Here is a 24754-nt window from a genome sequence, read left to right as displayed (position 1 = left end):
CATCGCCCGGGTCTGTGACCCCGGTCACCCTTGCGTTCATTGAGTTCACGGCCGGGTGCACACTGAACGCCATGCTCCGCTTCCCCCGCCCCCCGCGCAGCCTCGCCGGCCAGCTCTTCGCCATGCAGGTGCTGCTGGTCGCCGTGGTCGTCGCCGGCTGCGCCGTCTTCGCCTACGCGACCGCCCGCGGCCAGGCCGAGGAGGCCGCCCGGCGCCAGGCCGGCGCCGTGGCCCGCGCGGTCGCCGACTCCCCGTCGGTCCTGGAGGCCGTACGGGAATCCGCACGCGGCACCGACCCCTCGGCCGCGCTCCAGCCCTACGCGGAGCGGGTCCGCTCCGACTCGGGCGTCGACTTCGTGACGATCATGGCTCCCGACGGCCGGCGCTGGACCCATCCCGACCCGCGGCGCATCGGGGAGCGCTTCCTCGGCAACACCGCCCCCGCCCTGCGCGGCGAGACCTTCAGCGAGACCTACACCGGCACCCTCGGCCCCTCCATCCGCGTGGTCACCCCGCTGACGGACGGCGGCCGCGTCATCGGCATGGTCAGCGCCGGCATCACCGTCCGCGCGATCAGCGCCCGGCTCGCCGAGCAGCTCACCGCCCTGGCCTGGGTCGCGGGAGGCGCCCTCGCCCTCGGCGGCATCGGCACGTACGTCGTCAACGCACGGCTGCGCCGCCACACCCACGGCATGAACGCCGCCGAGCTCAGCCGGATGTACGACTACCACCAGGCGGCCCTGCACGGAGTCCGCGAAGGCCTGCTGATGCTCGACGGGCAGCGCCGGATCACCCTCATCAACGACGCCGGACGCGAACTGCTGGGCCTGAGCGGAGAGATCAAGGGCACCGGTGTCGCCGACCTCGGGCTGCCCGCGCCGCTCACCGGCGCGCTGCTCGCCGACCGGCCCCGGGTGGACGAGGTGCACCTGAGCGCCGACCGGGTCCTGGTGGTCAACAGCTCACCGGTGGCCGGCGGCGGCCGCCGGGGCACCGTGGTCACCCTGCGCGACCACACCGAACTCCAGTCGCTCGCCGGTGAACTGGATCACGAGCGGGGGTTCACCCAGGCCCTGCGCTCGCAGGCCCACGAGGCGGCCAACCGGCTGCACACCGTCGTCTCCCTGATCGAACTCGGCCGCGCCGAGGAGGCGGTGGACTTCGCCACGGCCGAACTCCGGCTCGCCCAGGCCCTCACCGACGAGGTCGTCACCGCGGTCGGCGAGCCGGTGCTCGTGGCGCTGCTGCTCGGCAAGGCCGCCCAGGCGCACGAGCGGGGTGTCGAGCTGGTCGTCACCTCGGACAGCCGCAGCCTCGCCGACGGCGCCGGCCTGCCCCCGGCCCGCGACCTGGTCACCGTACTGGGCAACCTCATCGACAACGCGGCCGACGCGGTCACCGCCGTGCCGGGGGCGCGGATCGCGGTGACCCTCCGGCCCGAGGGGGACGAACTGCTGCTGCGGGTGGCCGATAACGGCCCCGGGCTGCCCGAGGGCGTGGACGTGTTCCTCAGGGGCTGGTCGGGCAAGGGGGAGGGCCGCGGCCTCGGCCTCGCGCTGGTCCGGCAGGTGGCCGAGCGCTACGGTGGCGGGGTGACCGCAACCCAGGGGCCGGGGGGCGGTGCGGAGTTCACCGTACGCCTGCCCTTGGCGCAGGCGGCCGCGCGGGACGAAGGCGGTCCGGCATGAGCACGCCCGAGGTGCGGGTCCTGGTGGTCGAGGACGACCCCGTCGCCGCCGACGCGCACGCGCTGTACGTCGGACGGGTGCCCGGCTTCACCGCGGTCGGAGCCGTTCACTCGCTCGCCGAGGCCACCCGGATCCTGGAGCGGACCCGGGTCGACCTGCTGTTGCTCGACCTCACCCTGCCCGACGGGCACGGGCTGCGCTTCGCGCGCGGGCTGCGGGCCGCCGGACACCCCGCCGACGTCATCGTGGTGACCTCGGCGCGGGACCTGGCCGTGGTCCGCGAGAGCGTCTCGCTGGGCGTCGTCCAGTACGTACTGAAACCCTTCGCCTTCCCCACCCTGCGCGAACGACTGCTGCGCTACGCGGAGTTCCGGGCGACGGCCGCGGGCGAGGCGGCCGGTCAGGACGATGTGGACCGGGCGATGGCGGCCCTGCGCGCGCCCCGCCCGGCCGAACTCCCCAAAGGGCTGAGCGCGCCGACCCTGGACCGGGTCGCCGCGCTCCTGAGGTCGGCCCCCGAGGGGCTGACCGCGGCCGGGGCGGCCGAGGCGGCCGGGATCTCCCGGATCACCGCCCGCCGCTACCTGGAGCACCTGGTGGAGACCGGCCGCGCGGACCGGACCCCCCGGTACGGCCAGGTCGGCCGCCCCGAACTGCACTACCGCTGGCTGGCCGCGGCCGGCTCGGTGTCGAAGGTGTAGAACTTCCGGTGGTCCAGCATGTCCGCCGGGGTCACGTCGTTCCACGGCCGCATCGTGTCGCGCAGGTCCACGACGTTCGGGGTGCCGGCGGCGGGCAGGTAGGTGGACTGCGGATGCCGGGCCTGCCAGTCGGCCCACAGCTTGTCCACGAAGGCGTGGTGCATCCAGAACACCGGGTCGTTGGGGGAGACGCCGGTGCCCATCTGGCCGCCCACCCACACGTGCACCCGGTTGTGCAGGTTGGCTCCGCGCCAGCCCTCCAGGTTGTTGCGGAAGCCGGTCGAGGAGCTGTTCCAGGGGGCCGTGTCGTAGACCGGCATGGCGAGTACGGCGTCCACCTCGGCCTTGGTCGGCAGCTCGGCGACGCCCGCGCCGAGCGCCCGGCGCAGGTAGTTGCGCCCGTCCACCCGTACGTTCACGTCCCACTTGCCCGTCGAGTACGCGAACGGGCCGTCGAGGACCTGTCCGTCGCGGGCCCGGCCGGTGCCGCCGAGGAAGTCGGCGGCCCACAGGGAGGAGCGGGTGGTGCGGTCGACGCTCCAGTCCCAGTACGGGATCGCCACGCTCGCGTCCACCGCCTGCAGAGCCGCCTCGAATTCGAGCAGAAATCGGCGGTGCCACGGCAGGAAGGAGGGGGAGCGGTGGCCCACCCGGTCGCCCGAGTCCGTGTCGGCCATGATGAAGCCGTTGTGGGTGGTGACGAACCGGTCGTAGCGCCCAGTGCGCTTCAGCTCCAGCAGCGCGTTCGTGAAGGCGCGCTTCTCCTCGGCAGTGAGCGTGGCCTGGTTCTTGCGGACGGTCATGCCGTGCCTCCCATCGGGGCGAACGGGAGGAGCGGGGCGCCCTGGAGCTCGCGCACGGCGGCGCGGGCGAGCGGCAGGGGGCTCGCGAAGGTCTCGTAGTGGTTGACCACACTGATCCAGGTGCCGTCGGCGTTCTGCATCACGTGCAGCTCGCGGCCGTCTATCCGGACGGTGGGCATGCCGGGGCCGTGGTGGCCGCCGTGGTGGCCTCCGCCTCCCGCGGCGGGGGTTATCTGGATGCGGCGGCCCTGGTACACCTCGTCGACCGTGCCGGCGGGTTTGGCGGCGGCGCGGGAATCGGCGGTGGTGGCGGCATGGGCGGTGGCGCCCGCGATGCCGAGGACGGTAAGGGCACCGGCAGTGGTGCCTAAGGCCTGTCGACGGGTGATCTTGTTCATGGCCGAAGAACTATCAGGCCGGCAGCGCTGGTTGACCGATATCCGGACATCGGCGGATAAGTTGCGCATAGAACGATTTGGATGATCTTCCCGTCCGGGTCGGATTGAACGGCCTGGACGGGAAGATCTGCGGACAGCATCCTACTGGCCGGTAATTCTTTCGGTCGCACGGGCCGCCTATGGAGGGGGTCACACTCCAGAGTCGGCCGGAAGGTGCATCGCGGGCCTATGGTCAATATTCCCCTATAGTCCCGATATGCCTCTTCATAAGACGAAGGATGCACGGGCCCGTGACGCCGAGACGGACGTGTTCGCGTCCGCCCTGAGCGGCGAGATCCTCCCCAAATACCGGATGCCTGACGACCACTCACCCTCCGGAGTCGTCTACGAGCTGCTCCGCAACGAACTGCTCCTCGACGGCAACGCGGCCCAGAACCTCGCCACCTTCTGCACCACCTGGTCCGACGACGGCGTGCACCGCCTGATGAGCGAGTGCCTCGACAAGAACATGATCGACAAGGACGAGTACCCGCAGACCGCCGAGATCGAGGCCCGCTGCGTCAACATCCTGGCCGACCTGTGGAACGCCCCCACCGCGGACGTCCCCACCACGAGCGCCGCCACCGGCTGCTCCACCACCGGCTCCAGCGAGGCCGCGATGCTCGGCGGCCTCGCCCTCAAGTGGCGCTGGCGCGAGCGCCGCCGCGCCGCCGGCCTCCCCGCCGACCGCCCCAACCTGGTGTGCGGGCCGGTCCAGATCTGCTGGGAGAAGTTCGCCCGCTACTTCGACGTCGAGCTGCGCCAGGTCCCCCTGGAACCCGGCGCCACCGGCCTGCGGCCCCATCAGCTCGCCGCGCACGTGGACGAGAACACGATCGGGGTCGTCGCCATCCTCGGCGTCACCTACACCTGCGACTACGAGCCCGTCGCCGAGATCGCCGCCGCCCTCGACCGCATCCAGGCCGAGCACGGCTGGGACGTCCCCATCCACGTGGACGGCGCGAGCGGCGGCTTCGTCGCCCCCTTCCTCCACCCCGAGGTGGTGTGGGACTTCCGGCTGCCGCGGGTGGCCTCGGTCAACACCTCCGGGCACAAGTACGGGCTCGCCCCGCTGGGCGTCGGCTGGATCGTCTGGCGCGCCGCCGACCTGCTGCCGGCCGACCTCGTCTTCAACGTGGACTACCTGGGCGGCGACATGCCCACCTTCGCCCTCAACTTCTCCCGCCCCGGCGGTGAGGTCATCGCCCAGTACTACCTCTTCCTGCGCCTGGGCCGCGGCGGCTACCGACGCGTCCAGCAGGCCTGCGCCGACACCGCGCAGTACCTGGCCGGGCAGATCGCCGGCATGGGCCCCTTCACCCTCCTCTACGACGGCCGGGGCGCACTGCCCGCCGTCTCGTACACGCTCCCCGACCCGGCCGCCGCGGGCTTCAGCCTCTACGACCTCTCCGACCGGCTGCGCATGCGCGGCTGGCAGGTGCCCTCGTACCCGCTGCCGGCCGACCGCGAGGACACGGTCATCCAACGGGTCCTGATCCGCCACGGCGTGACCCGCGACCAGATCGCGCTGCTCGCCTCCGACCTGAGGCGGGCCGTGGAACACCTGACCGCGGCCCCGCCGCCGTCGCCGGCCGCCGAACCCCGGTCGGGCTTCCACCACTAGGTCGCCCGCCGACCGACTCCTGGCAGGCTCCTCGGATCCGGTCGGGGGCCGTCACCCGGACGCCGGCCAGCGCATGCCCAGCGCCGTGAGGGCCGCGGCGCGTGCCGGAGTGAGGGAGGCCGCGCGGGAGCGCTGGTTGGCGATCCAGGCGCCGAGACGGAACTCCTGGTCGCCGACCCGCTCCACATGCGTACGGGGGACCCGCAGGTGCTGCTCCCGGGCGTGGAACCGCCGCGCCGCCTCCAGATGGGCCGCCCACGCGGCGGCATGGCCGAGCCGCGGCCGGGGCCGCTGCCCCCCGGCGGCCGGGACCACGCCCAGCGTGTGCTCCAGCAGCCAGCGCTGGGTCCCGGTCAGCCGGTCCCACGACTGCCGCTGGGTCCGCAGCCACACGCCGAGGTCCTCGCCCTGGACCACGGCCGCACCGGGGCCGTCCGGCAGCCGGCCGCCCGCCTCCAGGTGGGCCCGGGTCAGGTGGAAGGCCCGCTGCCAGGAGATCTCCCAGGCCGGGCACCAGGACGGGTCGACGGCCTCCAGCGCCTCCCGGCGTTCGGCCGACAGGGCGCCGGGCCCCTCGCGCCGGGCCGCGGCCCGCTGGTTCTTGACCCACACCCCGACCGGCGCGCCGCGCCAGGTGGCGTCCACCGGCGGCAGCAGGTGCCCGTGCTCCGCCGCCCAGCCGGCGGCCGCCGCCAGCCCCTCCTCGAAGGCCACGTCGAAGTGGCTCCACACCATGCCCAGTTCGTCGAGCTGCGCCCTGCGCTCCCGGCCCAGCGCGCCGCGCCTGTTCGTGCGCCGGGCGTCCGCGATCCACTGGCCGAGCGGGAAACCGGCGAGCCCGGGCGGCCACTGCTCCCCGGCCGCGGGCACCTTGTAGGCGAACGGCACCTTCAGGTCCCCGGCCGCGGCGGCGTAGATCCGGGCCGCCTCCACCCCGCGCCGCCAGTGCTCGCGCTCCGGCCGCAGGACCCGCAGCCGGATGAAGGCCGCCAGAAGCGCCGGATCGCGCGGGCTGGAGAAGCTCAGCAGGGACCGGGCCCCGGCCCGCAGGCCCGCCTCCGGGGCCTCGCCCGGCCCGCTCCCCGCCCCGCGCCGGCCCGCCACCTGCGGCTGCGCCAGGGACTCCACCATGCGGGTGTCGTGCGCCCGCAGCGCCTCCAGCAGCCGCGCGAGGTCCCCGTACGCACGGGAGGTCAGCATGGTCTCCGGCGACTCGCCCGGGCCCAGCAGCACCGGAACCACCAGCGAGGCGATCTTCCCCTCGCCGGGCCGGATCCGAAGCGCCCGCCCGACCGCCTGGACCAGGTCGGGCATGGACCCCCGTACGTCGGCCCAGTACACCGAGTCGCACTCCTTGGTGTCCACGCCCTCGCCCAGCACCCGCACACTGCCCAGGAACGCCTTGTCGGCGACCCGGTAGGCCGCGAAGGCGTCCAATACCCGCCGCCGATGGGCCGGGGTGTGCTGTCCGCACAGCCAGTCCGCCCACACGGTACGGGGATACACCGGCTGCAGGGAGCGGCTCGCGGCCCGCAGCCGCGCGGCCACCGCGGGCAGCCCGGCGGCGAAGGCCTCGGCCTCCCTGGTCAGGTGGTGGAAGACCAGCGTCCGGCGGAACCCCTGCTCGGCGGCCGCCTTCACCAGCGCAGCCTGCAGCGCCGCCAGCCGCGCCCCGCGCACCGCGTCCGACCGCCCGTCCGGACCCAGCAGGACGGCCGCCTGGAACCCCGGATCGGTGACGTCCACGCAGACGACCTGGTAGGGGGCGCATATCCCCCGGTCGATGGCCTCCGCGAGGGTGAGGGTGTAACAGCGCGCGCCGAAAGGCCCGTCCGGGTCGTCCTCCATCGACGCCACGAGGTCGCCCCGACCCCTGGACGCCGCTGTCGGCGCCCCGTCGCCGTCCTCGCTCTCCTCGCCGTCCTGCCACACCCGGGGCGTGGCCGTCATGTACAGCCGCCGGACGGCCGGGATCCGGTGGTTGTCGTGAACCACCGCCCAGGGCTTGCCGATCCGTCCGGACGTGCGGTGCGCCTCGTCGACGACGATCAGGTCCCAGCCCGGCAGCCCCTCGTGGTGGGCGCGCTCGACGGTGCCCAGGCCCAGCGAGGCGTACGTGGCGAACACAGTCACCCGGTCCACCCCGCGGCCGGCCCAGCGGGCCAGCGCGGCCGGATCGGTGGTGGTGGGCACGCCCGCGTCCTCGCCGCGCAGCGAGCACACCGCGAAAGCGCGCCCCGTCCGGCCGCCCTCCCGCCAGGCCGCCGCCGTCTGCACGAGCAGGTCGAGGGAGGGCACCAGCACCAGGACCCGTCCGGCCCGCATCTGCTCGGCCGCGTGCACCGCGACCAGGGACTTGCCGGAGCCCGTCGCCATGATGACCTGGGTACGCAGACCCGCCCGGGGGACCTCGCCCCCGACGGGCAGCTCCAGCGCCCGCACCACGGCGTCGACCGCTTCGCGCTGGTGGGGGCGGAGCTTCTTGCGGGCCATGCGCGTCACCTCACCCCGTGATCTGCCCGTTCACCTCCAGCCCCTATCTTGCCCCGGATTTGAATCAGAGAGGGGAAGCGGGGTGCGCGGCGGGGCGGGCCGCCGGGGACGGGGCGGCTACTTCGCCCCGAAGTTCTGCGTCCACCAGGGACCGCCCGCGCCCTGGTGGATGCCGACCCCGATGTCCTTGAAGGAGCAGTTGAGGATGTTCGCGCGGTGCCCCGGGCTCTTCATCCACGCGTCCATGACCTGCTGCGGCGTCTGCTGGCCCGCCGCGATGTTCTCCCCGTACGTCGACCAGCGGTACCCGGCCGCGGTCGTCCGCTGCCCCGGGTCGGCGCCGTCGGGGTTGGTGTGCGAGAAGAAGTCCCGCTTCGCCATGTCGTCGGAGTGCCCCTGGGCGGCTGCACGCAGCTGCGAGTCCTCCTTGAGCGGACCGCAGCCGGCCGCCGCCCGCTCGGTGTTGACCAGCGCCACCACCTGGGCGGCGGCGCCCTGCGGCGCGGGGGCCGGCGGGGGCGCCGGGGCACGAGTGGGCGCCGGCGGGGTGGAGCGGGTCTGCGACGGGGTCGGTGTCGGGCTCGGGCTCGCGGCCGACGGGCTCGGCGAGGCGGAGGCCGACGGGGAGGGGGACGCCGATTCGGAGGGGAGCCCGCCGCCCTCGGTGGCCGAGAGCGCGGCCAGCGGGGCCGCGGGCGCGCCGCCGCCAGCCTCGGCGTCACCGCTGCCCGGCAGGGTGCCGAGGTACACCAGGCCGCCGCCCACGACACAGGCGGCGAGCACCGCGCCGCCGATCGAGCGGCGGCGGTTCTGCCGCCGTCTGCGCAGCGCGCCGCGGCCGCCGGCCGGGCTCCCGGCCGGGGTGAGCTGCGTAGGCGCACCGGCGCCGCCCGCGCCGCCGACGCCGCCGACGCCGTCGGCGAAGGCCGTGCCCGCGCCCGCGAGGTCGAACCCGGCGGCCGCGGCCGATCGTACGCCCGCCAGCAGGGCCACCGAGACCGGCACCAGCGCCAGCCCGGCCAGCAGCCCCTCGGCCGGCATCAGACCGCCCCACAGCCCGGAGCAACGCACGCACTCCCGGGCGTGCCGGGCTATTCGCTTGCGCCACAGAGCGGAGGGCAGACCGTCCCAGCTCGCCGCCACCACCCGCAGCCCCTCGCACGGCGGCTGCGCGCCGAGCGCCCGCTCCACCACCCGGGCCGACTCCAGCTGTGCCTTCATCCGCTGCACGCGCACCGCCGTGTGCTGCGGGGACAGCTCCAGCGCCGCCGCCATCTCCGCGCGGGTCAGTTCACCGGCACACTCCAGCCACCACAGCGACAGCAGCGCCCGGTCGTCGGGCTCCAGCCAGCGCGTGGCACGGGCCGTCTCGCGGCGCTGGCCCTCCAGGTTGAGCCGTACGACGGTCAGGTCCACGAAGTCGGCGCCCGGGTCGGCCAGCTCCCAGGCGGCCTCCAGGCCGCTCTCGCCGGGGGCGCTCTGCCGGGCGTGCCAGTGCGCCCGGACCCGGTTCATCGCTATCGCCACCAGCCAGGAGCGGAAACTCTCGTCCGCACGCAGGCCGTCCAGCCCGTCGAGCGCACGCAGCATCGTGTCCTGGACCACGTCGTCCACGTCGACGGACCCGTTCAGGGCCCGCCCGACGATGTTGTAGACGAGCGGCAGATAGGTGCTGACCAGGTCGTCCTGCGCGCGGGGATCGCCCGCGCGGGCCGCGGCGACCAGCGCTGCCGTGTGCTCAGTAGTCATGTGATGTTCCCTGTCCGTGCCGGCGGTCGATGATGCCCAATACCTGGGAGACCGTCGAGAGGGGCCCCGATAACACTTATCCGGAAGTCGTGTTCCCGGCCTGCGGAGGGTGGCCGTGGGACGTGCGCGGTGCCGGGCCGCCGGCCAGCGGGGGGTAGCGCCGTGCGGAGGCGTCCACGTGGGCGATCCGCCGCAGGGCAGCCAGCATCGCATCTCCCAGTACGGTACCCACCACCACCCGCTCCACCAGGTCCTCCGGCTGCTCCCGGAGCGCCACGTAGGCGAGGTCGGCGGCGGCGATCCGCTCCGAGGCGCCCGCGAACTCGTCCAGGAAGTCCAGGTACTCCCCGTGGCCCACGGCGAGCACGGAGGCCATCGCGGAGGTGAGGGCCTCCGCCGCCGGGTGGGCCGGCGGGATCTGCCAGCCGCGGCGGTCGATCAGCTCCTCGACCAGGGCCCGGGCCTGCTCGCGATGGGCGGCGTCGGCCTCCTGCGGATAGTCGAGGTCGATGGTCCGGGCGGCCGCGCCCAACAGCTCGTGCACCGGCCGCTCGTGGTCCTCCACCGCCTCCACGACCTTGCCCACGGAGGCCAGCGGGAGCCCGCCGACCTCGGTGAGGGCGCGGATCAGGTGCAGCCGGCGGACGTGCGGGTCCCCGTAGTGCGCCTGATTGGGGCTGGTCAGCTCACCCGCCGGGAGCAGGCCTTCGCGGAGGTAGAACTTGATCGTCGGCACCGGGATGCCCGTGGTACGGCTCAACTCGCCCATGCGCAAAGTGAATTCTCTCCTCTGTGTGGCCCCCGGGCCTTGCGCGGCCGGGGTGCGTTATGGATAGTGGAGCTATCGGTAATTGGATAGTAGGGCTATCTACTGTGGGGGTACAGCATGCGGAACCACATCGAAGGATGGCATCGCCCACTACTCGGCTTCTCGGCCGCCATGGGGGTGCTCGGCCTGGTCAGCGCCGTCGGGCTGATCGTGGACGACCGGACACTCGTCGGCTCGCCGATCTGGCACAAGCCGCTCAAGTTCTCGGTCTCCTTCGTGCTGTACGGGCTGACCCTGGCCTGGATGCACTCGCTGCTGACCCGCGGGAAGCGGACGAGCTGGTGGGCCGGGACCGTCGTCGCGGTCGCGAGCCTCCTGGAGATGGTCGTGATCGTCGGCCAGGTCATGAGGGGCAAGCGCAGCCACTTCAACACCGAAACCCCGCTGGACGAGACGCTGTTCAGCCTCATGGGCACCACCGTGGTGGTGCTGTGGCTGGCGACCCTGGTGATGGCGGTGCTGCTCTGGCGGCAGAAGCTCGCCGACCGGGCCGTCATGTGGGCGATCCGGATCGGCTCGGCTATCGCCCTCGCCGGCCTCGGACTCGGCTTCCTGATGACCCAGCCCACCGACGACCAACTGGCGGGCCGGACCACCGGTACGACCGGCGCGCACAGTGTCGGGGTCCCGGACGGAGGCCCGCACCTGCCGGTCACCGGCTGGGCGAGCACCGGGGGCGACCTGCGGATCGCCCACTTCGTCGGCATGCACGCGCTCCAGGTGCTGCCGCTGCTCGCGCTCGGGCTGACCTTCGCGGCCCGGCGGTACGGATGGGCGGCCGACACGGGGGTGCGGCCGCGCCTCGTACTGGTGGCGGGGGCGGGGTACGCCGGTCTGGTGGGCCTGGTCACCTGGCAGGCCCTGCGCGGCCAGCCGCTGACCTCGCCCGACGGCGCGACCCTGACGGCCGCCGCGGCACTGGCCGGCGCGGTCGCCGCGGCCGCGGGGGCGGTGCTCGCGCTGCGGTCCCGGCGGCCGGCGGACCGGCACCGGGAGCCGGCGGGGGCCGCGGCCGGGGGCTGAGCCTCCGGAGGCGGTGCGTCGGCGGGGGCGGCGTGTCGGCGGGGCGGTGTGCGGCGGGGAGCGGCGGTTCCGGGGAACTCCGGTACCGCCGCTTTCCGTTGGGGTACCCGAACGCGTTCTCGGGGTCACAATGGGGGTGACCACGGGCGGGTGGGGGGCGGCATGTCGGCGTTGCCATTACGGGGTTCCGGCCGGACCAGGGGCTGGATCGGCTACCTCGGAGCGGTCGGACTGGGCGCGGGCGCGGTGGCTCTCGCGGCCGTGTGGACCTCGGGAGCCTGGGCCGCCGGGATCGGCGCGGCCGTGACCACGCTCTCCGGACTCGCCGCGGAACTGATGCGCCCGGCGGAGCCGGCCGGCAGCGCCCCGGGGGAGGTGCTGCGCACCCCGGCCGGGCGGATCCCGCGGCTGCGCCAGGTGGACCGGCCCGAACTCGCCGGCGCCCACCCCGCCGAGGGCCCCGGGCACCCGGCGCCCGCGTACATCGAGCGCGACGCCGAACCGCGGCTGCGCGAGGCCCTGGACGGGGCCCGCTTCGTGCTCGTGGTCGGGGAGTCCACCGCCGGCAAGACCCGGCTCGCCTACGAGGTGGCCCGTACCCGCTACCCCCGGCACGCCTTCGTCCGGCCGCTGTCCCGCGCCGCACTGCCCGAGGCGGTACGGATCGCCGCGCGCCGGCGCCGCGCCGTGCTGTGGCTCGACGACCTGGAGGACCACCTCGGCGCGGGCGGGCTCACGGCCGCCCGACTCGCCGCGCTCCGCCGGACGGTGGTGATCGCGACCATGCGGGTGCAGGAGTACCGCCGCTACGACGCCCGTGAGGAGAGCCGGCTCACCGGCTCCGACCGGGACGCCTGGCGGGCCCAGCGCGACCTGCTGCAGAACGCCGCCGTCATCCGGCTGCCCCGCCACTGGTCCGAGCGGGAGCGCGACCGGGCCGCCGCCCACCGGGGCGATCCGCGGATCGGAGCCGCGCTGCGCGCGGGGGAGCGGTTCGGGGTCGCGGAGGTGCTGGCGGCCGGACCGGAACTGCTCGCCTCCTGGGAGAACGCCTGGGCACCAGGCGCCAATCCGCGCGGCGCGGCCGTGGTGACGGCGGCGGTGGACTGCCGCCGGGCGGGGCTGCGCCGCCCGGTCACCCGCGAGTGGCTGCGCGAGCTGCACGCCCCCTACCTGGCCGCGCGCGGCGGCGGCGACCTCCAGCCGGAGCCCTTCGCCGCGGCGATGGAGTGGGCCTGCGCGGCCGCCTACGCCACGAGCGGGCTGCTGGTCGGCAACTACGGGTCCGGCTTCACGGCCTTCGACTACCTGCTGAACGCGCCGGGCCAGGGGCCGGTTCCCGACCATCTGTGGCGGGGCCTGATGGCCCGGGTCGAGCCCGCGGACGCCTACGACATGGGACTCGTCGCCCACCAGGAGGGGCGGCTCGTCCGGGCCGTCGAAGCCCTCGCGCTGGCCCTGCGCGGCGGGGTCCCGGGGGCCGAACTGCCGCTGGCCACCGCCATCGGGGACGCGGGCCAGCCGCGCCGGGCGGCCGCCGATCTCGCCGGGATCGTCCGGCGGCGCACGGACCGGCTCGACCCGCGGCACCCGGACACCCTGGCGGCCCGGCACCAACTCGCCTTCTTCACCGGGGAGTCCGGCAACCCCCTGGCCGCCGCGGCGCAGTTCGCGGCCCTGGCGGCGGACACCGCGGAGGTGCTGGGCGTCGACCACCCGGACACCTTGGCGACCCGCCACCAACTGGCCTACTTCACCGGCGAGGCGGGCGATCACCGCGCGGCGGCCCGGCAGCTGGAGGCGCTGCTGGCGGACCGGCTGCGCGTCCAGGGCGCCGGGCACCCGCAGGTGCTGGCCACCCGGCGAAGCCTGATCTGGTTCCGGCCCGGGGAACCGGCCGAGGCGAAGCGGGCGTTGGCGGAGCTGCTGGCCGACGCCGCGGAGCGGATCGGCCCGGACGACCCGCACACCCTGGCCATCCGGGGCAGCCTGGCGGCACTCGCCGCCCGGGCCGGTGCCACCGCCGAGGCGGCCGGGGCCTGGGGCGCGCTGGCCGCCGACCGGGCCCGGGTGCTCGGCGAGGGCCACCCGCACGTGATCCACTCCCGGCTGGAGTGGGCCCGGGCCCTGATCGCCCAGGGCCGCCCGGCCGAGGCCCGGGAGGTACTGACCGCCGCCCTGGCCGAGGCCGAGTCCGTACTGGAGCCGGGCCACCGGCACTTGTGGGCCGCGCGCGAGCTGCTGACCGGCGGCGCGGCCGCCGGACGCGGGAGGGCGTAGCGCCCCGACACCCCCCTAGAGCATCGGCGCGAGGGCGTGGGTCGCCGCGTGCAGGGCGGGGGCGTACGCCTCGATCTCCTCGCGGGAGACCAGGAAGGTGACCGTGGTGACGCTGACCCCGCCGACCGGGCGGCCCGTCGGCCCGAGGATCGCGGCGCCGATGCAGCGGATCGTGGGCTCGTTCTCCTCGTCGTCGAGCGCGAAGCCCCGCTCCCGTACGGCCGCCAGCTCGGTGCGCAGGGCCTCGGGGGTGGTCAGCGTGTTCGGCGTCCGGCCCGGCAGCCCGGTGGCGGCGATCAGTTCCGCCACCTCCCCGGCCGGCAGGTGGGCCAGGATGCTCTTGCCGATGGCCGTCGTGTGCAGCGGCATCCGCATGCCGGTCCGGGAGGCGGTGCGGAAGGGCTGGGTGCCCTCCAGCTTCCGGATGTAGGTGATGGTCTCCCCGCTGTGCAGGGCGAGGTGGACCGTCTGGCCGGTGGACTGCTGGAGCTCCCGCAGGACCCCCTCGATGCTCGCCGGCTCCCCGCCGCTGACCATGGCCGACAGTCCGCGGAGCCGGGGGCCCACCCCGTACCGGCTGTCGCCTTCGGAGCGTACGAAGCCCTGCTCGATGAGCGACGCCAGGATCCGGAACGTGCTCGACTTCGGTACCGCCGCGGCGGCCGTCACATCGGCGAGCCGGTGCGGTCCGCCGGGCGCGGCCACCGCCTCCAGGATGCGCAGGGACTTCTCCAGGGCCGAGCCGGCCGCCGAGGTCCGCCCGCCGCGCGCACCGCCCGCGGTTTCCTCCGTTGACACGGGGCCTCCCGGCCTGTGTAGGGTCTAGACCAAATGGTTCCGCTACATGATACAGAGTTCCACTACGTGGAACAAATGGAGGGGCTGTGTCGTCTGTGCCGCCTGTGCCGTCCGTGCCTTCCGCTCGCGCCGGGTCCTGCCATCCGTACGCGGTCATAGCCGCCCAGCGTCTGCTGCCGGTGCTGCGCAACACCGACGCGGCCGAGGCCGTCCGCCAGGCCACCGCCCTGCTCGCGGCGGGCTGCCGCGCCGTCGAGCTGACCACCTCCACACCCGGCTGGGCCGAGGCGGTCGCCCGCACCGCACCGCTCGCCGACGCGCACGGCCGGCCCGCCCTGATCGGCGTCGGCACCGTCAGCACCGCCGGAGACGCGCACGCCGCGCTCGACGCCGGCGCGGCCTTCCTGATCTCCCCCTACCCGGCCCCCGAGGTCCGGGAGGTCGCCGAGGAGCGCCGGGCCGTCTTCGTCGAGGGCGGCTTCACCCCCGGCGAGATCGCCGCCGCCGCCCGGTCCGCCGGCGCGGCGAAGGTCTTCCCCGCGCACGTCGGCGGACCCCGGTTCATCCGCTCCCTCAAGGCGGTCCTGCCCGAGGCCCTGATCATCCCGACCGGCGGCATCGCACCCGCCGAGGCCGGTGAGTGGCTCGCCGCGGGGGCGGCCGCCGTCGGCATCGGCAGCGGCCTGCCGGCCGACCCCGGCGAACTCGCCGCCGTGTTCGCCGAGCTGGCCCTGCCCTGTTGCGGCCTGGGCGAGTGTGCGGACCGGGGGGCGCGACCGTGACCGCTACTGCTACCGCTACCGCCGGCGCCGCCGAGGCCTACGACGTCCTCGTGCTCGGCGAAGTACTCGTCGAGATCCACGCCGGCACCGCCCTGCGCGACGCCGCCGACGGCACCCCCGCCCGCATCTCCTACTCCGGCGACGCCCTCAACGCGGCGGCCGCCGCCGCGGCCGCCGGGGCCCGCACGGCGCTCCTCGCGGTCGTCGGGGACGACGAGCTCAGTGTCCCGCTGCTGGCCCGCGCCGCCGAACTCGGCGTCGACGTCTCCCACGTACGCCGCGCCCCGCGCCCCAACGGCGCCTACCTGCTCTCCGCCGACCCCGAGGGGGACCGGGAGTTCGTCTACTGGCGCACCCGCAGCGCCGGCTCCACCCTCGGCGTCGAGCACATCGACTCCTGGCGCGGGCTGCTGGCCGGCTCCAAGGCGCTGATCACCGGCGGTATCGCCGGCGCCCTGTCCCCGAGCAGCCGTGCCGCGGTGCTGGCCGCCGCCCAGGTGGTGCACGAGGCCGGCGGCCACCTCTCGTACGACCCCAACTTCCGGCCCCGGCTCACCGGCCGGCGCGAGGCCAGGGAACTGCTGGCCCGGATCGCCCCGCTGACCGGGCTGCTCAAGAGCTCCTGCCCGGCCGACGCGGTGGCCCTGGTCGACACCGCCGACCCGGCCACCGCGGCCGCCCGCTACCGCGCACTCGGGGCCCGTACGGTCGCCGTCACCGCGGGCGCCGGCCGGCTGCTGCTCGACGACGGTGCGGGAGCGGCGTACCACCCCGTACCCGTCAACCCCGACCCGGTCGACGCCACCGGCGCCGGGGACTGCTTCACCGGCACCACCACCGCACGGCTCGCTCTGGGCGACCGCCTCGCGCAGGCCGTCGGGTACGGGCTGGCGGCCGCCTCCCTCTCGGTGTCCGGCCGCGGGGGCACCGGGGGCATCCCGGCCTTTGCCGACACGGCCGCCCTGGCCGCCGCGCAGCGCTGACTACGCGGCTTCGAGCAGGGCGATCTCCTCGGCCGACAGCCGCAGCGCGCCCGCGGCGATGTTCTCGGCCAGGTGCTCCGGATTCCCGGTGCCGGGGATCGCCAGCACGTGGGCGCCGCGGTTCAGCGTCCAGGCGAGGCGCAGCTGGGCCACCGAAACCCCGTGGGCCGCGGCGAGTTCACGTACCCGCTCGTCCTCGGCCGCGACGACACCCGCCTCCCGGCCGGCGCCCGCTATGGCGAAGAACGGCACGAAGGCGATGCCCTGCTCCCCGCACGCGTCCAGGAGGGCGTTCGCCTCGGCCGGGGCGCCGATCCCGTACGAGTTCTGCACGCACACCACCGGCGCGATGGCCCGGGCCTCGGCGAGGTGGTGGGCGCCGACGTTGGAGATCCCGAGGTGCCGGATGAGCCCGGCGGTCCGGAGCTCGGCGAGGACCCCGAAGTGCTCGCCGAGCGGCTCGGCGGCGGCCGAGGACGGCAGGCGCAGGTTGACCACGTCCAGGTGGTCGCGGCCCAGCTGGCGCAGGTTCTCCTCCACCTGCCCGCGCAGTTGCCCGGGCTCGGCCCACCACCAGGCTCCCGAAGGGTCCCGGCCGGGGCCGACCTTGGTGGTGATCACGATGTCGTCGCCGTACGGGGCGAGGGCGTGGTTGATCAGCTCGTTCGCGGAGCGGGTCGGGGAGAAGTAGAAGGCGGCGGTGTCGATGTGGTTGACCCCGAGCTCGACGGCGCGCCGGAGCACGCCGGTCACCCGTTCCCGGTCGCTGGGGGAGCCGTCCGCGAGGTGGGTGAGGCGCATCGCGCCGAATCCCATGCGGTTGACGGTCAGGTCGCCGAGCCGCCAGGTTCCCGCGTCGGCCGCGTTGATCTTGTCTGAAGTCATCCGGTGAGGGTAACCGGGCGGCCGCGCGGGCGGGCGCTGCCTGGCGCGCCGCCGGACCGGACACTTCCGCGGCCCGGCGGCGCTGTCGGTGGAGCTGGGTGAGTGGACCGGGGTCAGTGTCCCCGCAGGCCCTGGTCGACGGCCGTCATCAGCTCGCCGTCGGAGGTGTCGGCGTCCAGGGACCAGAACATGGCGCCGCCCAGGCCGTGCTCGCGGATGTACCGGGTCTTGGTGCGCAGCACCTGCGGGTCGTCGTACGTCCACAGCGTGCTGCCGTCGAAGAGCCAGGCGTGGCCGCCGCGCCGGTCGCGGTGGACCTTGTACGTCCCCGAACCGGCCAGCTCCTTCAGCGCCTTGTAGTCCTCGTACCCGGCGGACCAGGTGGCCGGCGCCGGACCGGTGGCCGGCTGTCCCATGCCGTCCCCGCCGCCGCTCACGCCGGTCCAGCCCTGCCCGTAGAACGGCATGCCCATCACCAGCTTGCGCGCGGGCGCGCCGCGCCGCTCCCAGGCCTCGACCGTTCCGTCCACGCTGAAGTCGCCGCGGGCGTACAGGGCGGACTGCTGAGCCGTGGTCTTCTCGCCCGAGACGTGGAAGTCGTAGCCCTGGAGGGTCACGAAGTCGAGGTCGCGCATGATCCGGCGGACGTCGAAGCCCGCGTCGATCTTGGCGGGCGCGGTCGGAACGAAGGCCGTCAGCTCGTACTTCGTCCGCTTGCCCTGGCTGCGGGCGTACCTGTCCAGCTGGGTGCGGAACTCCTTGACCAGCTCGGTGAAGTTGCGCTTGTCCTCCGGGCGGTAGGTGGTGTCGGCGTCACCGGCCGATCCGGGCCACTCCCAGTCGAGGTCGATCCCGTCGAAGACGTCGGCGGCCGCGCCCGCGCCGCCGCGGGTGCCGTCCTGCGGCAGGTTCCCCTTGATGTAGAGGTCGATGCAGGACTCCACGAGGGCCTTGCGGGAGGCCGGGGTCAGCGCGGCGTCCGAGAAGTGCGTGGACCAGCTCCAACCGCCCAGCGAGAGCAGGACCTTGAGGCCGGGGTGCTTGGCCTTGAGCTCGCGCAGCTGGTTGAAGTTGCCGGCGAGGGGCTGTTCCCAGTCGTCGGCGACGCCGTCCACGGAGTTCTCCGCGTCGAGCGGGCGGACGTAGTCGGCCCAGGCGTCGGCCTCGCCGGGCACGTTGCCGGTGAAGCACTTTCCGTCCGCGCCGATGTTGCCGAAGGCGTAGTTGATGTGGGTGAGCTTGCCGGCGCTGCCGTTGGCCTCCAGGTCCTGGACCTGGAAGTCCCGTCCGTAGACGCCCCATTGGGTGAAGTAGCCGACCCTTTTGTACGGGGAGCCGCCGCGGGCGCCGTCGCCGTCGCCGTGGGCGGAGGAGGCGGGCGCGAAGGCGGTGAGCAGGGAGAGGGAGCAGGCGGCGACGGCCAGCCTGCCGAGCATGCTGCGGCGCATGGGCTTCCTTTACGGGCGCGGGGGAGTGGTGCTCCGGGGCCGTGCTGTGCGTGCGCTGTGCATGCGGAAACTATTGGTCTGGACCAGAGTCGGTCAAGAGGGCGGATCCGGCTGCCTCAGGACAGGCTCCAGTGGCCGACGTCGTCGGCGAGGCCGCCGTTCAGGGCGAACTGCACCGCGGCGAGCGGGGCGCCCTCGGGCAGCCGGAAGGTGACGAAGCCGTGCGCCGTGCCGCCGGGGCCGAGGGTGACGGTGTCGGGGAAGGCTGGACCCGCCTCCGTCGAGATGCCGGTGCCGGTGTACCGGTGCCCGTACGTGTCCAGCAGGTGCGCGGCCGCGGCCGGGGAGTCCTCGTACACGGCGGTCCCGGTGTTCTCCAGGCGGAACTCCACGGAGACCAGGCGACCGGTGCCGCCGGGCACGGGCCGGGTCGGGTCCGTCGCGTCGGCCGGGCTCGTCGGGGTCGCCGGGTCCGCCACCCGGCTGAGCGTGACGTCGAGCCGCTCGCCCGGCCCGTCGCCGGAGAGCGGGACGGTCTCGCCGGAGGCGCCGGCCGCGCCCAGCAGGGCGGGCACGAGCAGGATCGCCACCGCCAGCCGCGCCGCCCGCACCCGGGCCCGGACCCGGGCCCGGGGCAGCGCCCCGGCGGCGCGCTCCCCGCGGCGCATGGCGGAACCTGCCGTCCGACGGATCACCCCGCCCACGATCCTCCGCGTCCCCCGGTCCCGCCACCGGCCGGAGCGGCGCGCGCCCTCGTAGCCTGAGCTCCATGCTCTCCCTCGAATCCGGCGACCCGCTCGCCGTCTCCGTCTCGGCAGCGATCCGCGCCGGCGACCTGTCGGAGCTGCGCCGGCTCCTGGACGCGAACCCCGGGCTCGCGACCTGCCGCATCGTCCGGCGGGGCGCGGCCGCCGGGGAGCGCAGCCTGCTGCACATCGCCACCGACTGGCCGGGGCACTACCCGCAGACCGCGGAGGTGATCCACGCCCTGGTGGCCGCCGGGGCGGATCCCGGAGCCCGGTTCGTCGGGTCGCACGCGGAGACCCCGCTGCACTGGGCCGCCAGCAATGACGACGTGGCCGCCGTCGACGCGCTCATCGCGGTGGGTGCGGACATCGAGGCCCCGGGCGCCCTTCTCGGCGGCGGCACCCCGCTGGCCGACGCGACCGGCTTCGGCCAGTGGCGCGCCGCGCGCCGCCTCCTCGACCACGGCGCCCGCGCCGACCTCCAGGACGCCGCGGCCCTCGGACTCCTGGACCGGGTGGAGGAGTTCATCGCCGCCGGCGCGTCCCGGGAGGACATCACCAGCGCCTTCTGGGGGGCCTGTCACGGGGGCCGACTGTCCACTGCCCAATACTTGTTGTCTCAAGGGGCGGACATCGACTGGATCGGCTACGGCGACCTGACGCCCCTGGACATCGCTCTGACCAGCGACGATGGCCCCCTCATCGCGTGGCTCCGGTCCGCCGGCGCCCGCACGAGCCGCGAAATTCCCGTGAGTTGATCCCCGAATTCAGTGGATCTTCGGCGCCCGCCGTGTCATGGTTGGTCTCGCCGAAGGGGTGTAGCTCAGCTGGTCAGAGCGCCGGTCTCCAAAACCGAAGGCCGCAGGTTCGAATCCTGCCGCCCCTGCAATGCCGTACAGCGGCCCCGTTGTGACGGAACGCCCGGGCGCGAGACCCCTCGCACCTGGGCGTTCGTCGTTTCCCCGCGTCACCGCCGAGGTGCCCGCCGCCGGGCGTCTGGCAGACTGGGGCGCGTTACCCAGGCGGTGCAGGACAGGAAACCGGTGCGAATCCGGTGCGGTCCCGCCACTGTGACCGGAGCCCGCCCGCGGGAGCCGGGAGTCAGACACTGACGCACCGCCTCTTCACTTCGACCAGGGGACGCGGATCCCCCGGAGAGGCTTCGCCATGTCGCGTTCTCGCGCACTCCTGCGGGCATTTGTGCCGGTTTCACTCCTGATACCCCTGGCCGCCTGCGGTGGTTCCCCGGATGGGGGAGACCCGTCGGCAGGGGCCGCCGCCGCGCCGGGGTTCCCGTACACCGTCACGAACTGCGGGGTCAGCAGCACCTATCAGACCCCGCCCCGGCGAGCCGTCGCCATGAACCAGCACGCGGCCGAGATCCTGCTCGCCCTCGGGCTGGAGGAGCGGATCGCGGGGACCGCCTACCTGGACGACGCCGTACTGCCCGCCTACCGGCCCGCCTACGACAAGATCAAGGTGCTGGCCAAGGAGTACCCCTCCAAGGAGGTCCTCCTCGGAGCCGACCCCGACTTCGTCTACGGCGGCTACTCCAGCGCCTTCGACAAGGCGCAGGGCCGCGACCGCGAAGGACTCGCCAAATCCGGCATCAACTCCCGGCTCAGCGTGGAGTACTGCACCGAAGGGCCGGTCGGTCTCGACCAGCTCAAGACCGAGATCACCGAAGTGGCGCGGACCTTCGGCGTGCCCGAGCGCGGCGCGAAGCTCATCGAGGACGAGCAGCGCCGCATCGACGCCGTCACCGCACGGGTGAAGGACCGGGCCAAGCCGTCCGTCTTCGTCTACGACTCCGGCGAGGCCTCCGCCTTCACCTCGGGAGGCAATGGCATCGGCAACCAGATCGTCTCGCTGGCGGGCGGGACGAACACCTTCGCCGACCTCAAGGACACCTTCGGCGACGTGTCGTGGGAGAAGGTCATCGAGCGGAAGCCCGAGGTCGTCCTCATCTACGACTACGGCGGCACCACCGTCGAAGCCAAGAAGCAGCGCCTGTTGAACGATCCCGCGCTGGCGCAGGTTCCCGCGATCAAGAACCAGCGCTTCGTCGTGCTCCCGCTCTCCTCGGCCGTGCTCGGCGTACGCGTCGCCGACGCCGTCGAGTCCCTGGGCCGCCAGCTGCACCCCGACGCCCCGTGAGGCGGTGCCGTACCCCGGTCGTCCTCCTCGTGCTCGGTTGCGCCCTGGCCGCGTCCGCGGTCGCGGGCCTGGCCCTCGGGCCGGTCCGGATCGCGCCCGGCCGGGTGCTCGACATCCTGCTCGCCGGACCCGGCCCGAGCGGCGGAGCCTTCGGTTCCATCGTGTGGGACGTGCGCATGCCGCGGGTGCTGCTCGGGGTCTTCGTCGGCGCGGGGCTGGCTGTCGCGGGCACCGTGCTCCAGGCCCTGGTGCGCAATCCGCTGGCCGACCCCTTCCTGCTCGGGGCCTCCTCCGGGGCCTCGGCGGGAGCGGTCGCGGTCATCGTCCTCGGCGCGGGCGCGGGGATCGCGGGCGGGGTCGGCGTGCCGCTGGCCGCCTTCATCGGGTCCATGGGCGCGCTCGTCTCCGTCTACGCGATGGCCCGGCGCGGCGGCACCATGACCACCGGCCGGCTGATCCTCGCGGGCGTCGCCGTCCAGTACGTGCTGTCCGCCCTCACCAGCCTGGTGCTGGTGCTCGCCGCGCACCCCAACCAGGTCGCGAGCGTGCTGTTCTGGACCCTCGGAGGCCTGGGCGGGGCCCGCTGGGACGAACTGGCCCTGCCCGCCGTCGCACTGCTCGTCGGCACCGGACTGCTCCTCGCCCTGGCCCGGCCGCTCGACCTGCTGCTCGCGGGCGAGGAGGGCGCGCGCACGCTGGGCCTGGACACCGGGCGGTTCCGCGCGGCCGTCTTCGTCCTGACCTCCCTCGTCATCGGCGTACTGGTGGCGTACAGCGGGGCGATCGGCTTCGTGGGGCTGATGGTTCCGCACGCCGCCCGGATGGTCGTCGGCGCCGGACACCGCGCGCTGCTGCCGGTGGCCGCGCTGGGCGGGGCGGTGTTCCTGACCCTGGCCGACCTGCTGGCCCGTACCGCCGCGGCGCCCGAGGAGATCCCGGTCGGCGTGGTCACGGCGCTGGTCGGCGGCCCGTTCTTCCTGTGGATGCTGCGCAGGTCCACCCGTACCGAGGGGGTGGCCGGATGACGGCGGATCCGGGATCCCGGCCGGCGGAACTCGAGGTCGAGGCCGTGCGTTACGAGACCGACGGGCAGACGCTGCTGCACGGAGTCGACCTCGTCGCCCGCCCCGGCGAAACGGTCGGCGTGGTCGGCCCCAACGGCAGCGGCAAGACCACACTGCTGCGCTGCGTCTACGGCGCGCTGCGGCCCACGGCCGGGCGCGTACTGCTGGACGGCGCGGACGCGGCCTCACTGGGCGCCAAGGACCGCGCCCGCCGGGTGGCGGTCGTGCCGCAGGACGCGGGCGGCACCTTCGGGCTGACCGTGCGCGAGGTCGTGGCGATGGGGCGCAGCCCGCACAAGCGGTTCTGGGAGCATGACGGTCCTGACGACGCGCGCCGCGTCGCCGGGGCCCTGGAGACCGTCGGCGCGGCCGCCTTCACCGGGCGCCGCTTCGACGAGCTCTCCGGCGGGGAGCGCCAGCGGGCCCTGGTGGCCCGCGCCCTGGTCCAGGACCCGGGTCTGCTCGCCCTCGACGAGCCGACCAACCACCTGGACATCCGCTACCAGCTGGAGATCCTGGCCCTGGTCCGCTCCCTGCCCGCGACGGGCCTGCTCGTCCTGCACGACCTCAACCTCGCCGCCGCGTTCTGCGACCGGCTGTACGTGCTCTCCGCCGGGCGGGTGGCCGCCTGCGGGACGCCGCAGGAGGTCCTGACGGAGGAGTTGCTGGGCGAGGTGTACGGAGTCCGGACGCGCATCGGGATCCACCCGGACACCGGCGTGCCGAACATCGTCTACCTTCCTCTGGACGGGGCGCGAGCGGCGAACTGAGCGGGTCCGGGACCGGCCGGGCACCCGCGGCGGGCGGTGCGGTCCCGGCGCGCCGAAGCGGAGCGCGGTGTGCGCGGCGGCCTGGTCCGACCGGGACTGCGCCACCCGTGCCCGGCTGGGCGCGGACCCGGACCCGGACCCCGAGGTGCGGGCGGCGGTCACCCTGGCCGGGAACCCGTACCTGGACCCCGACCGGGTCGACCTGCCGGCCGCCGATCCGGAGGACGACGTGCGCCTCGCGGTGTCCCTCCACCCCGGGCTGACGGACGAGCGGCGCGCGGACGTGGAGGCCGGTGGTGGCCCTGCATCAGGACCCGGAGGCGATGCGCCGCCTCGCGGGTTCGGCGCCCGACCTGGTGGAACGGTTCGGCCGTGACCGGGGCGCGGAGGTCCGGCGGCGCGCCGCGACCGACCCGCGGCTGTCCGCGCAGGCGGTGGTACGGCTCCGGGATCGTCGGCGTCATGCTCCGGCTGATCGGCGGTTGAGGGTTCCGAAGCGGGCGTTGGCCTTCATCAGGGCCGGGATCAGCAGGTAGGCGACGACCGGGATGACGATCGCGGTGAGGATCAGCGTGCGCAGTACGAGCGGCAGGTCCCCCATGGCCGGGCCGAGCAGCGCGAGGGCGAGCGTGATGGTCGGGTAGACGGCCAGCCAGGTGATGAAGGCGCGGCGGTGCACGGACGGCCCGGTCGGAGCGGCGGCGGGCGACGGCGCGGATGAAGTCGCGTTCGCGGACATGGTGTTCCCCCTGAGAGTGGTGTGACGCGGCGGGAGCAATCTCCAACCAGATGGTTGGAGTGTTGCACCCGCATGATCCAAAGTCCAACCAACTGGTTGGTTATTCCCGCCGGGGCACTACAGTGCATCCATGGCCTGGGACACAGCACGCACCAAACAACTCCTGCTCGACGCGGCGGTGGAGGAATTCGCCGAGTTCGGGCCGGAGGGGGCCCGGGTGGCCCGCGTCGCCACCCGGGCGGGCGTGAACAAGGAGCGGATCTACCAGTACTTCGGCAGCAAGGACAAGCTGTTCATGGCCGTACTGGAGGCGGAGCTGGAGAAGATGGCGGCCGCCGTCCCGATCGACACCGGGCGCCCGGTCGACCTCGCCGACTACGCGGGGCGGGTCTTCGACTACCACCGCGCCCACCCGCACTTCATGCGGCTGAAGGCCTGGGAGGGCCTGCAGTGCGGCGACCGGATCGCCGCCCAGTGCGAGCGCACCGACCACTACGCCGAGAAGCTCGCGGCCATCGCCGACGCGCAGCGCGCGGGAGCCGTCACGGGCGAGCTGACCGCCGGAGCGCTGCTGCACGCGGTGATCTCGCTGATCGCCGTCTGGTTCACGATGCCGCAGCTGGCCCGGATCCTGCTGCCGGGGACGGTAGAGGCCGGACCGGACGCCGAACGGGCGGCCCTGGTCGCCCTGGTCCGCAAGCTCACCGCCTGAGGCCCCGCGCCGCGGCACCGGCCGGATGACGGCGGTTCCCCCA

General features: G+C 74.4%; 23 protein-coding genes, 1 tRNA gene and 1 riboswitch. Of the genes, 14 read left to right on the top strand and 10 right to left on the bottom strand.

Features of this window, described 5'->3' with window-relative positions; translation table 11 throughout:
* The first annotated feature begins 71 nt into the window (after positions 1-71).
* Both AB0M99_RS14130 and AB0M99_RS14125 read left to right on the top strand, forming a co-directional pair.
* Entirely contained in the window at positions 72-1688 is a 1617-nt protein-coding gene (locus tag AB0M99_RS14130) for a sensor histidine kinase (RefSeq protein ID WP_365919966.1), read from the top strand.
* Positions 1685-2389: a response regulator gene (locus AB0M99_RS14125; protein WP_365919964.1), complete on the top strand. Its 705-nt coding sequence runs from the start codon at positions 1685-1687 to the stop codon at positions 2387-2389. Before AB0M99_RS14130 ends, AB0M99_RS14125 begins: the two co-directional genes overlap by 4 nt.
* On the opposite strand, the gene AB0M99_RS14120 is transcribed toward AB0M99_RS14125, so the two are convergent.
* A complete protein-coding gene (locus AB0M99_RS14120; RefSeq protein WP_365919962.1) occupies positions 2347-3192 on the bottom strand; it encodes a tyrosinase family protein in 846 nt (281 codons plus the stop codon). The two genes, AB0M99_RS14125 and AB0M99_RS14120, sit on opposite strands and share 43 nt — an antisense overlap.
* Positions 3189-3590, bottom strand: a complete 402-nt coding sequence (locus tag AB0M99_RS14115; RefSeq protein ID WP_365919960.1) for a tyrosinase cofactor — start codon at positions 3588-3590, stop codon at positions 3189-3191. Before AB0M99_RS14115 ends, AB0M99_RS14120 begins: the two co-directional genes overlap by 4 nt.
* A gap of 256 nt (positions 3591-3846) precedes the next feature.
* Between AB0M99_RS14115 and AB0M99_RS14110 the strand changes: the two genes are divergently transcribed.
* Complete coding sequence (locus tag AB0M99_RS14110; RefSeq protein WP_365919958.1) at positions 3847-5253, top strand: glutamate decarboxylase; 1407 nt, start codon at positions 3847-3849, stop codon at positions 5251-5253.
* A gap of 51 nt (positions 5254-5304) precedes the next feature.
* On the opposite strand, the gene AB0M99_RS14105 is transcribed toward AB0M99_RS14110, so the two are convergent.
* The 3 genes from AB0M99_RS14105 to AB0M99_RS14095 form a co-directional block, all read right to left on the bottom strand.
* The gene (locus tag AB0M99_RS14105; RefSeq protein WP_365919956.1) at positions 5305-7746 is read right to left on the bottom strand and encodes a Helicase associated domain protein; all 2442 of its coding nucleotides are present in this window, start codon (positions 7744-7746) and stop codon (positions 5305-5307) included.
* A 117-nt stretch (positions 7747-7863) separates the two neighbouring features.
* Positions 7864-9495: a sigma-70 family RNA polymerase sigma factor gene (locus AB0M99_RS14100; protein WP_365919954.1), complete on the bottom strand. Its 1632-nt coding sequence runs from the start codon at positions 9493-9495 to the stop codon at positions 7864-7866.
* Between the two features lie 76 nt (positions 9496-9571).
* Positions 9572-10264, bottom strand: coding sequence for a MerR family transcriptional regulator (locus AB0M99_RS14095; protein ID WP_365919952.1), 693 nt, complete (start codon positions 10262-10264; stop codon positions 9572-9574).
* A 117-nt stretch (positions 10265-10381) separates the two neighbouring features.
* On the opposite strand from AB0M99_RS14095, the gene AB0M99_RS14090 reads away from it, so the two are divergent.
* Positions 10382-11347, top strand: coding sequence for a hypothetical protein (locus tag AB0M99_RS14090; protein ID WP_365919950.1), 966 nt, complete (start codon positions 10382-10384; stop codon positions 11345-11347).
* Positions 11348-11509: 162 nt separating this feature from the next.
* Entirely contained in the window at positions 11510-13627 is a 2118-nt protein-coding gene (locus tag AB0M99_RS14085; protein ID WP_365919948.1) for a tetratricopeptide repeat protein, read from the top strand.
* A gap of 15 nt (positions 13628-13642) precedes the next feature.
* On the opposite strand, the gene AB0M99_RS14080 is transcribed toward AB0M99_RS14085, so the two are convergent.
* The gene (locus AB0M99_RS14080; RefSeq protein WP_365919946.1) at positions 13643-14425 is read right to left on the bottom strand and encodes an IclR family transcriptional regulator; all 783 of its coding nucleotides are present in this window, start codon (positions 14423-14425) and stop codon (positions 13643-13645) included.
* Between the two features lie 113 nt (positions 14426-14538).
* Here AB0M99_RS14080 and AB0M99_RS14075 point away from each other — a divergent pair, with 113 nt between their 5' ends.
* Together AB0M99_RS14075 and AB0M99_RS14070 are read left to right on the top strand one after the other, a co-directional pair.
* On the top strand, positions 14539-15207 hold the full coding sequence (locus AB0M99_RS14075) for a bifunctional 4-hydroxy-2-oxoglutarate aldolase/2-dehydro-3-deoxy-phosphogluconate aldolase (protein ID WP_365919944.1): 669 nt from the start codon (positions 14539-14541) through the stop codon (positions 15205-15207).
* On the top strand, positions 15204-16190 hold the full coding sequence (locus tag AB0M99_RS14070; protein WP_365919942.1) for a PfkB family carbohydrate kinase: 987 nt from the start codon (positions 15204-15206) through the stop codon (positions 16188-16190). The genes AB0M99_RS14075 and AB0M99_RS14070 overlap by 4 nt, the downstream gene beginning before the upstream one ends.
* On the opposite strand, the gene AB0M99_RS14065 is transcribed toward AB0M99_RS14070, so the two are convergent.
* The 3 genes from AB0M99_RS14065 to AB0M99_RS14055 all read right to left on the bottom strand — a co-directional run bounded on the left by AB0M99_RS14065 (position 16191) and on the right by AB0M99_RS14055 (position 19218).
* Positions 16191-17075, bottom strand: a complete 885-nt coding sequence (locus AB0M99_RS14065; protein ID WP_365919940.1) for an aldo/keto reductase — start codon at positions 17073-17075, stop codon at positions 16191-16193.
* Positions 17076-17188: 113 nt separating this feature from the next.
* Positions 17189-18523, bottom strand: coding sequence for a glycoside hydrolase family 18 protein (locus tag AB0M99_RS14060; protein WP_365919938.1), 1335 nt, complete (start codon positions 18521-18523; stop codon positions 17189-17191).
* A gap of 116 nt (positions 18524-18639) precedes the next feature.
* Positions 18640-19218 (bottom strand): hypothetical protein, encoded by a 579-nt coding sequence (locus AB0M99_RS14055; RefSeq protein WP_365919936.1) that lies wholly within the window; start codon positions 19216-19218, stop codon positions 18640-18642.
* Between the two features lie 74 nt (positions 19219-19292).
* Here AB0M99_RS14055 and AB0M99_RS14050 point away from each other — a divergent pair, with 74 nt between their 5' ends.
* The 6 genes from AB0M99_RS14050 (at position 19293) to AB0M99_RS14025 (ending at position 23636) form a co-directional block, all read left to right on the top strand.
* The gene (locus tag AB0M99_RS14050; protein WP_365919934.1) at positions 19293-20027 is read left to right on the top strand and encodes an ankyrin repeat domain-containing protein; all 735 of its coding nucleotides are present in this window, start codon (positions 19293-19295) and stop codon (positions 20025-20027) included.
* A 54-nt stretch (positions 20028-20081) separates the two neighbouring features.
* Positions 20082-20155 (top strand) — tRNA-Trp (locus AB0M99_RS14045).
* 108 nt (positions 20156-20263) lie between these two features.
* A riboswitch (cobalamin riboswitch) is annotated at positions 20264-20401 on the top strand.
* Positions 20402-20436: 35 nt separating this feature from the next.
* Positions 20437-21426, top strand: a complete 990-nt coding sequence (locus tag AB0M99_RS14040) for an ABC transporter substrate-binding protein (protein WP_365919932.1) — start codon at positions 20437-20439, stop codon at positions 21424-21426.
* Positions 21423-22451 carry an iron ABC transporter permease gene (locus AB0M99_RS14035; protein ID WP_365919930.1) on the top strand — a complete coding sequence of 343 codons (1029 nt, stop codon included), beginning with the start codon at positions 21423-21425 and terminating at the stop codon, positions 22449-22451. Before AB0M99_RS14040 ends, AB0M99_RS14035 begins: the two co-directional genes overlap by 4 nt.
* Positions 22448-23260, top strand: coding sequence for an ABC transporter ATP-binding protein (locus tag AB0M99_RS14030; RefSeq protein WP_365919928.1), 813 nt, complete (start codon positions 22448-22450; stop codon positions 23258-23260). Before AB0M99_RS14035 ends, AB0M99_RS14030 begins: the two co-directional genes overlap by 4 nt.
* A 67-nt stretch (positions 23261-23327) precedes the next feature.
* The gene (locus tag AB0M99_RS14025; protein WP_365919926.1) at positions 23328-23636 is read left to right on the top strand and encodes a hypothetical protein; all 309 of its coding nucleotides are present in this window, start codon (positions 23328-23330) and stop codon (positions 23634-23636) included.
* Between the two features lie 84 nt (positions 23637-23720).
* Here the strand turns inward: AB0M99_RS14025 and AB0M99_RS14020 are convergent, their stop codons facing one another.
* Positions 23721-23999 carry a hypothetical protein gene (locus AB0M99_RS14020; protein ID WP_365919924.1) on the bottom strand — a complete coding sequence of 93 codons (279 nt, stop codon included), beginning with the start codon at positions 23997-23999 and terminating at the stop codon, positions 23721-23723.
* A 130-nt stretch (positions 24000-24129) separates the two neighbouring features.
* Between AB0M99_RS14020 and AB0M99_RS14015 the strand changes: the two genes are divergently transcribed.
* Positions 24130-24711 (top strand): TetR family transcriptional regulator, encoded by a 582-nt coding sequence (locus AB0M99_RS14015; protein ID WP_365919922.1) that lies wholly within the window; start codon positions 24130-24132, stop codon positions 24709-24711.
* The last annotated feature ends 43 nt before the right edge of the window (positions 24712-24754 follow it).

The organism is Streptomyces sp. NPDC051183, assembly GCF_040682455.1.
GTDB lineage: Bacteria > Actinomycetota > Actinomycetes > Streptomycetales > Streptomycetaceae > Streptomyces.
This window is presented reverse-complemented; position numbering and strand designations above follow the sequence as displayed.